The organism is Gramella sp. AN32, assembly GCF_023718305.1.
Classification (GTDB): Bacteria; Bacteroidota; Bacteroidia; order Flavobacteriales; family Flavobacteriaceae; genus Christiangramia; species Christiangramia antarctica.
In genome coordinates this window covers 89454-101138 of the sequence record NZ_QEYO01000016.1, presented here as the reverse complement: position 1 = coordinate 101138, position 11685 = coordinate 89454, and the positions used below count along the sequence as shown (strand labels likewise).

Below are 11685 nucleotides of genomic sequence, written 5' to 3'. Positions count from 1 at the left end.
GCTCGAAGGAGCAGCTTTTTTTATATCAAGCCGGATTACACTACACTTCAGTTTCAGCTTTTTTCTTATTCTCCTTATAATGAAATAGATTTTGATCTTTTATCATTTTTGTGGTCTTTTCCGGCAGCATCTCTTCCCAGCCATCTTTTCCTTCACTAATCAGTTTTAAAACTTCTCTGGAATAAACGTCCAGAATTTTAGGATCAAAATCTGTAATGTCTTCAACCCTTCCATTGTATTTAAAGAACTTATAAAGTTCTTTCATACGAGGATGGACTTTCAGGGTATCACTCGTCATAAGTTCTCCAGTTTCAGGATCTTTAAGTGGATATAAATAAATTTTCAAATCTTTGAAAAACATTTTCCCAAAAGCTTCTAAAATCCCACCACTTAGATGGCGATAGTATTTTTCGTCAAAAATATCTACAAGATTATTTACGCCCATCGTTAATCCCATGCGTTGTTTTGAATAGCGCGAGAAGTATTCTACGACACGATAATATTCCTGAAAGTTCGAGATCATTACAGTTTGACCAAGCGAACATAAAAGTTCTGCACGATCCATAAAATCGCGTTCATCGATTTCACCTTCGGCCCGAAGGTTGGAAAGGGTAATTTCAAAAATGATCTCTGTATTATCTTCAGCAACTTTACTTTCCTTTAAAAATAACTCCTTTGATCTTTCATACATATCCATATTTACCTTGGTCACAGGTCTAAAACTACCTCGTAAGGCAAGGATATTTTTCTTATAAAGGATCTTGGCAGGTAATACATTATTACCGTCTGGTCCAAACATCACGGCATCGGTCATTCCATTCTTAACTAATTGTAAACTCATTAATCTATTGTCTACACTGGCAAAACGGGGTCCGCTAAAATTAATGGTATCAATTTCAATTTGATCCTTATCTATGTGATCGTATAGGTAACGCAGTAATTTCTTCGGATTATCATATTTATAATAAGCGCCATAAATAAGGTTTACCCCAAGAATTCCTAACGTATTCTGCTGATGCCTGGCATCATTTTCATGAAATCGTACGTGGAGAAGAATTTCATTATAGTCTTCTTTAGGATCTACCTGATATCGAACACCAACCCAACCATGCCCTTTGTATTTTTTCGCAAAATCTATTGTCGCTACAGTATTCGCATAAGTGAAGAATAATTTAGTCGGATGTTTTTCTCTGGAAATCCTTTGCTCAATCAAACCGGTCTCATGAGAAAGCATTTTTTTTAACCGCGCTTCTGTAACATATCTGCGATCTTCTTCAATTCCATAAATGGCATCACTGAAATCTTTATCGTAAGCACTCATTGCTTTTGCAATTGTTCCTGAAGCTCCACCAGCACGAAAAAAATTACGTACCGTTTCCTGTCCTGCACCAATTTCTGAAAAAGTACCGTAAATATTATCATTAAGATTAATGCGGAGGGCTTTACTGTTTATAGATGGAACATTTTCAAATTCCTTATCGCCCATTATAGTAATTGGCATATTTTTTCTTTTAAGTCAGCACTTTATTGAATGGTTAAAAGTACTAAATAGGCTTGCCATTCAAAAAAATTAAAATGCTTTTGTGTTAATATTATCAATTATAAATTTTCGTCCTAATCTTCACCTCTTTGTGAATTCAATAACTATTCCATGAATTTGAATATATGAGTGAACTTACATCTTACCCAAAAAAAAATCACTTAACCGAAGTTCTTTAATCTTTGATAGTTCAAATTATTTCTGTAAGTAATTCTTATAAAATTCATCTTAAATAACCCATATCCTATAATTAATACTATAAAAGATTTATTAACAATAGTTTAGGTTTTATGAAAGGTAGGAAAAATTAAATTTATAAAATTAATTGATCGATCTTTTAGATCAATTAATCTGAAAGTTATAAATGTAGTTGGATTCTCAATTGTGGGAATAAATGTGGGAGTATTACCATACTTCCTTTAATAGAAGAGGTAAACATGGGATTAATTATCGGGTTGTTAGTGTTTAATGTGATTGCGTTTGTATTTCTGATTAACTCTCTGGAAGAAAGAAATAGAATTAAACAGAAAAAATTTATTGCTCAAAGATCGGTTCTAACTTTTAATTTTCTTTCCGGGCTTAAACTACTTCTTATTCTTATCCTCGGCATCGCTATTCAATCTTTTAGCTTATTAAAATAGAATTCGAATAATAGCCAATCAATTGTGAGAAGTATCTTTTTTTCGCATTTTTGCAATGCTAAAATTAGACCGATTGCAAGTTACTTTTCTTGGTACAGGAACATCTCAGGGAATTCCAATTATAGGGAGTGATCATCCCGTGTGTCTTAGCAATAACCCAAAAGATAAACGTTTAAGGGTGTCTGTATTAGTTTCCTGGAATGAGTTTAATATTCTTATAGATTGTGGTCCAGACTTTAGACAGCAAATGCTTTCAAATCACGTCAAACATCTGGACGCCATTCTTTATACCCACGAACATAATGATCATACAGCAGGTCTTGACGATATTAGACCATTTTTTTTTAGGCAGGGAGATATTCCTGTTTATGCCCATAAACGGGTAATTGATGCGTTGAGTAAAAGGTTTGATTATATCTTTGTTACGGAAAATAAATATCCCGGAGCTCCCGGGGTTAAGGTACATGAGATTACCAATAAGCCTTTTGAATTTGAAGGTTTAAAAATTATACCGGTAGAATTTCAGCATAATAGGCTGCAGGTTTTTGGTTTCAGAATAGGGCAATTTGCATATTTAACCGATTTAAAGTCTATCGAAGATCAGGAAATAGAAAAGCTAAAAAATCTTGATACACTGGTAGTTAGCGCATTGAGAATTAAACCGCATCATTCTCATTTTAACCTGGAAGAAGCTTTGGAATTCATAAGGCTGGTAAATCCGAAAAGAGCATATCTCACCCATATAAGCCATATGATGGGATTTCATGATGAAGTACAGGCCAGGTTACCTGAAAATGTCTATCTGGCTTATGATAATTTAAAAATAGAAATATCAAATGCGCAGTAAAATCTTCATGTATCTTTTCATTTTTTCAATGCTTTTTGTCATTTTTATTTATGTAAATGACAAAAAGATTTTAGATTCGAAAGAACAAAGAATTCAAAGCCTGGAAACTAAGCTTGCGGCATCAGATATTGAATCTTCTGAAACTGTCGAAAGTAACATGGATAATGAGGATTATTTTTCTTTTCAGGATAATGAAAGTGCCTATACTTATTTTGAAAATAGGGGCATAGATCCTGAAAAACTACAAGTAAAATTAGAAGAGGATCTTATCAATCAGAATTCGGCAACTATAGATAATTCATCAGTCCCTTTTGATGGAATGAACGGAACGATGAAAATCAATAAGGTGAAGGTGCTTAATCATAAATGGATTTTGGCAGATTTTACCGATGGAACCTACTGGGGAGAATTGTTTATAACCTACGTAGTGGAAGATGATGGCACCATAACCTATACTACAGAAAAATCTTTTCTCTATCCGCAATCTTAAATTTTCTCTTTAAGCCATTGGATAATTTCTAATAAATTTTGGGGCGCAACGCCGTGGCCCACGGGAAATTCAGAATATTTATTTTCAATATTTAATGCATCTAAAAAAGGTTTGGATTTCCTGGCCCAGGCTAAGGGAATTACCTGATCCTGTGAACCGTGGGAGCAGTAAAACGACAATTTTGTAAAGTCATTATTTTCAAAATCTTCTTTTAATATATCCTGATTGATATATCCACTTAACGCCACCACATTTTTAACAATTTCAGGATAAGAAAGCGCAACGGCATAACTTAAGATAGTTCCCTGGCTAAAACCTAGAAGAGTAAGATTATCTGGATCAACAGGATAATGCTGCTTGACTTCACTTATAAAATCTTTAATAAGATTCCGGGATTCTATTGCCTGTTCATTATCGCTAAATTTCCCGTTGTGAGTATCCCAGTGAATTGTATACCACGCATTTCCATAAGGTTGCATAGGGTAGGGCGCTTTTGCTGAAATTATTAAAAGTTCATCTGGTAATTCACTGGCAAATGAAAATAGGTCTTCTTCATTACTGCCATAGCCGTGAAGCATAATTAGTACCGGGGATTTTTCAGTTTTAATTTTGGGTTCACGAACGAGGTGTTGTAGGGAAAAATTTGCTGTCATTAAGTTATTGAGCTAAACCATTTTTGGAAAAGGGGACCTAAGATTGGAACGGGTTCTGTTTTATCTGAAATTGCGGTAAATAGTCCATATCCCCAAAGGACGATGAAAAAAATATAAAATGCACCCACTATGAGGGCACTATCAAAAATTCCGATTAAAGCCCCAATAACATAGAAAAGTATATGGATTCCAAATGCCTGGCGAATATGAAAACTGGCAAATTTATCTTTGTTATCCAGATTCATAAAATAAGCGATGATGGTCCCAATTATAGTCAAATAGGCCACCATAGCCGTAGTTTTTGGTGAATTGCGTTCACTCATAATTTATTTCTGAATTAGAATTTGGGCATTGGCTATAACTCCAATCGGTTTGCCTTTCAGTTTTTTATTTAAAAAAATACTGTTTTTTGAAGCTGAAAAAATGTGCTCTTTTCTAAATTTGTATTCTTCAGTTGGAAGGAATAAACTAAAATCGGCCATTGCACCTTCTTCAATTGAATGTTTTTTTATTTTAAATCGTTCTTTTCCGGCAGTTAAAAACTTCACCGAATCTTCCGTAGAAAATAGTGTATTTAGCGCCCCAAAAGCCGACTCTAAACCTATAGTCCCAAACATGGCATTTTCAAATTCTACTTTTTTATGCTCAATATCAACGGGATTGTGATCACTGGTTACCATATCTATGGTGCCCTCTTTTAAACCTTTGATTAATGCTTTTCTATCTTTTTCAGTTCTTAAAGGGGGTAAAACCTTGGAGTTAGAATCAAATTCCTTTAATTCTTCATCAGTTAAAAATAGATTGTGAATGGCTACACTGCAGCTTACATCCAAACCTTTCTTTTTGGCCTCTTTAATAAGCTGAACAGATTTTTGTGTAGATATGGTTGGAATATGAAGTTTTCCACCGGTGTATTCAAGAAGATATAAATCCCTTATCACATTCAATTCTTCGGCTAAATTAGGAATGCCTTTTAGTCCCAAATAGGTGCTATTCCTGTTTTCATTTACATTTCCAGAACCTGAAATTGAAAGATCATGCGGATAGCTTTGTACCAGGCCATCAAAATTTTGGGCATATTGCAGGGCAATTTTCAGCAAATTAGCATTGGAAATAGAAGATTTATAATCGTAAAATCCTATCGCCCCGGCATCCTGCATATCCAGTAACTCCGCCAAATCCTTATTTTTACCATTTCTGGTCAAGGCACCGATGGGGTATAAAGTAACTGGATGTCCTGCAGACTTAGCTTTAACCGAAGCAATTGCTCCGGAATTATCTAAAATCGGTTGCGTATTGGGATTTAAAGCTACCGCCGTAAATCCAGATTTAGCCGCGGTGTCCAGGCCATTGGCGATAGTTTCACGTTCTTCGAAACCAGGCTCCCCAAAACTTACACTGCTATCAAACCAGCCCGGTGAAACGGAAAGCCCATCAAGAGCAATCTCTGTATCAGTCTTTACTTTTATGGAAGAATCTATTTTCTTTATCTTTCCATCCTCAATCAAAATATCTTTTTTCGAATTATTGAATTTGGAATTCTCATCAAAAATTTGAACAGATTTTAAGAGTATTTTCATTTGAAGAATTTTAATAGAAGTGTTTCAATTCCTAAAAATATAAGCGCAAAAATAACAAACCATTTCCAAAGCGAGGTAATTTCTGTGTCAGCTTTCATTTTTGAAAAATAATCATCGACGGTTTCGTGAATTTTAGTTGAATTAAACTCACTCATATCCAGGTAAGGTAATTCACTTTCAGTTCTATCGTAATTCATACTTATCCTGCCAACAGGTAAATCTTTTTGCAAAACCTTATAAGTTCCCGGCTTAAGATTTAATTGCTCCGTAGAAATTTGAACTTTATGGTTATAATTCCTTTGTTGTGGGATTAAATTTTCTTCTCCGTTCGAAATTTCCAAAACCTCGTCATTGTTAATCTTTACAGGAACATCAATCGTATTTTCTATTCCAAGAGAATAATAAATCTTTGGTTGAGCTAATGCTTCCAAACCTATTTTGTAAAATATAGGAACGATCAAAGGACAATTCTGAAAATTACTATTATTTGAATTTATAGGGGCTGAAAATGCATACACATTATCCCGGGCAGATAGAAATGAAGCATTGTCTGAAAATTGTAAAATGGATCTTCCACCTCTTAATTGTAAATTTTCCTGAACTGAAGGATATTCAAAGTTTTGAGTTTGTTCATCGAAAATATCCCTAAGGAGCGGACTTTCGTAATTTATGGTTGTTATTAATTTCTGACCGCTGGCTTTATTCCCGAAGTTAAATCCAAAATTATTCGAATTTTCAGAAGTTGATGCTGGAATAAAAATAAGACTGGCACCATTTGAAATAGTATTTTCAATATTTGTCTTTAGCGAAGCTGAAATATTTTTGGCTTCATTCAAAATCAAAAGATTTGCATTGGAGAAAACATCAAAATCAATCTGATTGGGCGAATAACTTTTAATGTCAAATTCAGGTTTCGTGAAAATTCGATTTAAATAATTAGAAGGCGCATCTCCAATAATCCCAATTTGTACAGGTGATTTCCTGGTTAAACTAAAAAAAATCTTATTATCATAGGCAATGTTCGAATCTTCTAATTCCACAATCCCGTTGGTAATACTATCCTGATTTAATCTGAAATTGAGTAGTTGTTGTTCTCCAGTCTCAAAATTAGCTGAATTCCTTCCTAATAATTGTTCACCGTCATAAACAGACACTGAAGTAGGGGAAGCCTCATAGTTTGCACTAATTTTAACTGAAAGATTGAAATTTTCCGGATCTATATTTTCCAGATATACACTATCAATTTTAATATTATTTCGGTTCGCGTTCTTTAGAAGAATATTGGTGATTACAAAATTTCGCTCCAGTGAATCATTTTTCACTTCTGAAAGATTTGATTGAAAATCTGAAATGATCACCAGTTCATTTTTGAAAGTTGAATTTCGAAAGAAAGAGCCAGCCTTTAAATTAAGGCCGCTAAAATCTATTTTTTCAGAAGTAAAGTCGATATTTTGAATTTCCTGCTTTAATTCTGAACCCGAGACCTCATAAAATTCACGGCTATTCGTGATCAAAGAATAGGTTCTTTCATTATTCAAATTTTCATAAAGATCATTCACTGCTGAAGCTAGGAGGGAAGAACCATTTATACGGGCCTGCATACTCAAGGAATTATCCAGATAGATTAAAACTTTAGAATCTTCTTTTGATATTTTTTTAGATGGAATAAATGGTTGTGCAAAGGCCAAAATCAGGCAGGCGAGGAGGAGTAGGCGGGTACATAGGATTAAAAATTTTTTGAGTTTTGCACTTTTTCTGGTCTCCTGAATGGCCTGTTTCAGAAATTTTACATTAGTAAAATCTTCCTTTTGAAATTTCCGAAGGCGAAAAAGGTGAACAATCAACGGGATTACGAGAAGAATAAGCGCATAAAGTAATTCCGGATGTTGAAATTGCATATTCAGGAAATGATTTCTCAAATATAGAAAATCCTGAAGAGCTTAAATTCTCCTAATGCTAAAATTAAAGGAACTTCCTTTGCCTGGATTTGATTCAATAGATATGGAACCATCTAAAGATTCCACTAACTTCTTAACTGTTGCAAGGCCAATCCCACTTCCCACATTTCCGTCCCTATCTGTATTGTCTAAAGTTGAAAATAATTCAAAGATTTGATCGAATTTTTCCTGCGGAATTCCCATCCCATTATCTGTCACTTTAAAATTATAAAACTCTGCGTCTTTGCTGAATTCCACATTAACAATTCGAGTTTCCTTGTCATTGTATTTTAAAGCATTACCAATAAGGTTCATAAAAATTTGCGTAAGTGCAGCTTTATTTACGTTGTGAAGCATTACGTCATCTGGATAGTTGATCTCAATATCATCTGCAACCTGAAACAGATCAGCAATACCCTTTAATAATTTCTTTAAATTTACATTCTCATGGTCCCTTTCTAATACATGATCACTTCGGTAAAAACCTAGTATACCATCCACATAATTTCTAAGGGTATAGGATGCATCTACCAAAAACTCAAGATATTGTTCTGAATCCTCATCAAATTTCCCACGGTTCTCTTCACGCAAAAGTTCACTTAAAGAGATAATATTTGCCAGGGGGCTTTTTATATCATGGGAAACTAGACTTGAAAATTTTTCCAATTCTCCATATTTTTCCTTCAGTTTATTTTGAACTTTATATAGCTTTCGTTTTTGCTTTCTAAATTCAAATAAATTAAGGGTTTGATCTGCAAGTGCTTTTAAACCTTTTTTCTGGTTCTCATCAATATCACGTTCTTCAGTATCAAATACACAAAGTACACCAATGGCGTGACCCTGGTGGCTATGAAGTGGTACACCGGCATAAAAAGAAAACTCCCTATCGTAAATCCCCTTAGCCCGATCAAAAATCCCTTTGTTTTGAGACTTTTTAAGAATTACAATATCTTTATCACTATGAATTGCATAATCGCAGAATGAGTTTTTGCGATAGATCTCAGAAATTTGTGCTCCATAGGTAGATTTATTCCAAATACGTTCACTATCTACAATACTAATCTTGGAAACAGGGGCATTGCAGAGTTTGGCAGCTAAGAAAGTTAGGCTGTCATAATCCTGATCTGGTCCTGAGTTTAAGATTGCATACTCTTTGAGTGCAGCAAGCCTTAGTTTTTCGTTAAATGGTACTGTTTTGTGTGGCATTTCCCCCATAGAATCGACACTAAAGATATCTAAATAATAATTGGAATATTATAAAAAAATGCTAATCTAATAGGTTGGCTTTCTTAGAGGTAAAAGTAAACTGTGTTCCTACACCAACTTCAGAATCAACATGCACTTCCCCGCCAATTCCGGTAACCAGTTTTTTAACGGTAGAAAGTCCAATCCCGTGCCCAGTCTTACCTTTTCGGTCTTTATCACCAACAATAGCAAAAAGATCAAATATGAAAGGAAGTTTATCAGGGGGAATACCAATTCCATTATCCTTCACGCTAAAAGTGAAAAATTCTTCATTTTCCACACAGTCAATTGAAATTATAATTTTCTCCTGATTATTATATTTTAGGCTATTATTAATTAAATTCATAAAGATTTGCCCAATAACAACCTCATTCGCATAAATTTTAAGGTTGTGATCTGGAATAGAAATCTCACAATCTTCTGCAATTTGTAGTAAATCTATAATATCTTCTAAAATATCATTCAGGAAAAATTCTTCATAGGTTGGTATACTGGAATTGGAACTCGAGTAATGCTCCAACAATCCCGATATATAATCACTTAGCTTCAAGCCGCTTTGCTTCAGGTAATTTAAACGTTCCAAACCTTCCTCGTCCATTAGATCTTTGTACTTTATCTTAAGAAAATCTGAAGTGAGGATCATATTGGCCAGGGGCATTTTTAGATCATGGGATACATTACTGGCAAATTCCCTTAAAACGCTATTTGTTTCGTTAAGATTTTTTGTAGCTCTCTCTAATTGAATATTCTTTCGTCTCAACTCGAATAATGATTCCACCTGTTTTCCCAAAGCCTTCAATGCATATAACTGGTCATTTGTAAGCTTATGAGCTTTTCTATCCAGAACACACAAAGTACCCAGAGCGACACCTTTTTCATTCCTTAAAGGAACACCAGCATAAAATTTTATTCCATGACCATCCTCATGAGTAAAAGGATTGTCGATAAAACGTAAATCTTTAGTTGTATCCTGTACTTCCATGATGTTTTCCGGTTCTAAAATAGCATGTCCACAAAAGGATAATTCACGTTCACCACCTGTAAAATCTACTCCAACTTTAGATTTGAACCACTGTTCGTTCGAATTTACCAAAGAAATTAAAGCAATGGGTGTCTCGCAAATAAAAGAGGCGAGGCGTGTAATATTATCATAACTCTCTTCTGGAATGCTTTTAAAAATATCTAAATCTTCCAACGACTTAAGTCGCTGATTTTCATTAGAAGGAAAGGCTGGTTTAATCACTAAATTTTAATATAATTGGTTAAAGTAGGTAAAGGTGAGTGAATATTTGCATTATTTATTCCATTTTTCAAATACTCCAAGCCCAAACAGGGCAAAATCATATTTTACCGGATCAAATTCATCTAGACTTCGCAAATAAGTATCTAATTCATTCAATGCCTTGGCGTCGTTTTGTTTCCGGTGGAGAATTTTCAATTTCCTGGCCACGTTCCCGGAATGAACATCCAAGGGGCAGGACAATTGAGAGGGTTTTAATTTTTGCCAAATACCAAAATCTACACCGTTTTGATCTTTTCTAACCATCCACCTCAAGTACATGTTAATTCTTTTTGCTGCGGAATTTTTTAATGGATCACTCACATGTTTTTGAGTTCTGTTTTCATGCGGCAGACTAAAGAATAATTTTTTAAAATGATGAATGGATTTTTGTATTGAAGTATCCGAAGCATTTTCAGAAAAGACATTTTCCAGTCCATGATGATTTTGATAAATATTTCTAAGGCTTATAATGAAATATTTAAGATCACGTTCATTAAATGTACGGTGTACGAAACCATTAAGGTTCTCCAGATCAGAAGTTGAGTGGTTTATAACAAAATCATAAGGAGCATGATCCAGCATCTGCATCATCCTATCTGCATTGTTCAAAATACTTTTTCTATTGCCCCAGGCAATAGTGGCAGTTAAAAAACCGGCAATTTCGATATCTTCTTTCTTGGAAAATCTGTGCGGAATTTGGATTGGATCGGTTTCAATAAAGTTGGGATTATTGTACTGTTGGGCTTTGTAATCCAAAAATGCTTTTACTTCGTCTCTTTTCAAAAATTAGATTTTAAATGATCTTACCATCCACCATAGTAAGTTTTCTATCGGCCATATCTGCGAGTTCTTCGTTATGGGTGACAATCACAAAAGTTTGGTCAAATTCGTCCCGAAGTTTAAAAAATAATTCATGTAAATTTTCAGCAGACTCACTATCCAGATTTCCTGAAGGTTCGTCGGCAAAGATCACCGCCGGATTATTGATCAGGCTTCTGGCCACGGCAATCCTTTGTTGTTCCCCACCACTTAATTCTCCGGGTTTATGGGACGCCCGATTTTGCAAACCCAAAAAACCGAGTAACTCATTCGCCCGCTTTTCCGCTTCCTTTTTCGAGGTATTTTTTATAAATGCCGGGATACAAATATTTTCAATTGCAGTAAACTCTGGTAAAAGCTGGTGAAACTGAAAAATAAACCCAATATGTTCATTTCTGAATTTGGAAAGTTCCTTGGATTTTAAACCGTAAATATCAATGCCATTAATCTCCAATTGAGACTGCTCATTTTTAGCCGGCCTATCCAAAGTACCTAAAATTTGAAGCAAGGTAGTTTTCCCTGCTCCGGAAGCTCCAACTATTGATACAATTTCACTTTTTTTAATGTGAAGGTCCACAGCTTTAAGAACATGAAGGTCACCGTAATATTTATGGATATTTTTAGCAATTATCATCTGCAAAATTTAGAATC

11 protein-coding genes are annotated in these 11685 nt (G+C 34.5%); 2 read left to right on the top strand and 9 right to left on the bottom strand.

Going from position 1 to position 11685, the window contains the following annotated elements; translation table 11 throughout:
* Window positions 1-40: 40 nt before the first annotated feature.
* Window positions 41-1501, bottom strand: coding sequence for a TonB-dependent receptor (locus DHD80_RS15570; RefSeq protein ID WP_251742384.1), 1461 nt, complete (start codon window positions 1499-1501; stop codon window positions 41-43).
* Window positions 1502-2254: 753 nt separating this feature from the next.
* Here DHD80_RS15570 and DHD80_RS15565 point away from each other — a divergent pair.
* Together DHD80_RS15565 and DHD80_RS15560 are read left to right on the top strand one after the other, a co-directional pair.
* A complete protein-coding gene (locus tag DHD80_RS15565; protein WP_251742383.1) occupies window positions 2255-3028 on the top strand; it encodes an MBL fold metallo-hydrolase in 774 nt (257 codons plus the stop codon).
* 7 nt (window positions 3029-3035) lie between these two features.
* Window positions 3036-3518, top strand: a complete 483-nt coding sequence (locus DHD80_RS15560; RefSeq protein WP_251742382.1) for a hypothetical protein — start codon at window positions 3036-3038, stop codon at window positions 3516-3518.
* Here the strand turns inward: DHD80_RS15560 and DHD80_RS15555 are convergent.
* The 8 genes from DHD80_RS15555 to DHD80_RS15520 form a co-directional block, all read right to left on the bottom strand.
* Window positions 3515-4171 (bottom strand): alpha/beta fold hydrolase, encoded by a 657-nt coding sequence (locus DHD80_RS15555; RefSeq protein WP_251742381.1) that lies wholly within the window; start codon window positions 4169-4171, stop codon window positions 3515-3517. The two genes, DHD80_RS15560 and DHD80_RS15555, sit on opposite strands and share 4 nt — an antisense overlap.
* A complete protein-coding gene (locus DHD80_RS15550; protein ID WP_251742380.1) occupies window positions 4171-4494 on the bottom strand; it encodes a hypothetical protein in 324 nt (107 codons plus the stop codon). Before DHD80_RS15550 ends, DHD80_RS15555 begins: the two co-directional genes overlap by 1 nt.
* A 3-nt stretch (window positions 4495-4497) precedes the next feature.
* The gene (locus DHD80_RS15545) at window positions 4498-5751 is read right to left on the bottom strand and encodes a dihydroorotase (protein WP_251742379.1); all 1254 of its coding nucleotides are present in this window, start codon (window positions 5749-5751) and stop codon (window positions 4498-4500) included.
* The gene (locus DHD80_RS15540; protein WP_251742378.1) at window positions 5748-7649 is read right to left on the bottom strand and encodes a BatA domain-containing protein; all 1902 of its coding nucleotides are present in this window, start codon (window positions 7647-7649) and stop codon (window positions 5748-5750) included. Before DHD80_RS15540 ends, DHD80_RS15545 begins: the two co-directional genes overlap by 4 nt.
* A gap of 42 nt (window positions 7650-7691) precedes the next feature.
* On the bottom strand, window positions 7692-8894 hold the full coding sequence (locus DHD80_RS15535; RefSeq protein WP_251742377.1) for a GAF domain-containing sensor histidine kinase: 1203 nt from the start codon (window positions 8892-8894) through the stop codon (window positions 7692-7694).
* A 61-nt stretch (window positions 8895-8955) separates the two neighbouring features.
* Entirely contained in the window at window positions 8956-10176 is a 1221-nt protein-coding gene (locus DHD80_RS15530) for a GAF domain-containing sensor histidine kinase (RefSeq protein WP_251742376.1), read from the bottom strand.
* A gap of 51 nt (window positions 10177-10227) precedes the next feature.
* Window positions 10228-10998, bottom strand: a complete 771-nt coding sequence (locus DHD80_RS15525) for a TIGR02757 family protein (protein ID WP_251742375.1) — start codon at window positions 10996-10998, stop codon at window positions 10228-10230.
* A gap of 10 nt (window positions 10999-11008) precedes the next feature.
* Window positions 11009-11668 carry an ABC transporter ATP-binding protein gene (locus DHD80_RS15520; RefSeq protein ID WP_251742374.1) on the bottom strand — a complete coding sequence of 220 codons (660 nt, stop codon included), beginning with the start codon at window positions 11666-11668 and terminating at the stop codon, window positions 11009-11011.
* Window positions 11669-11685: the final 17 nt, after the last annotated feature.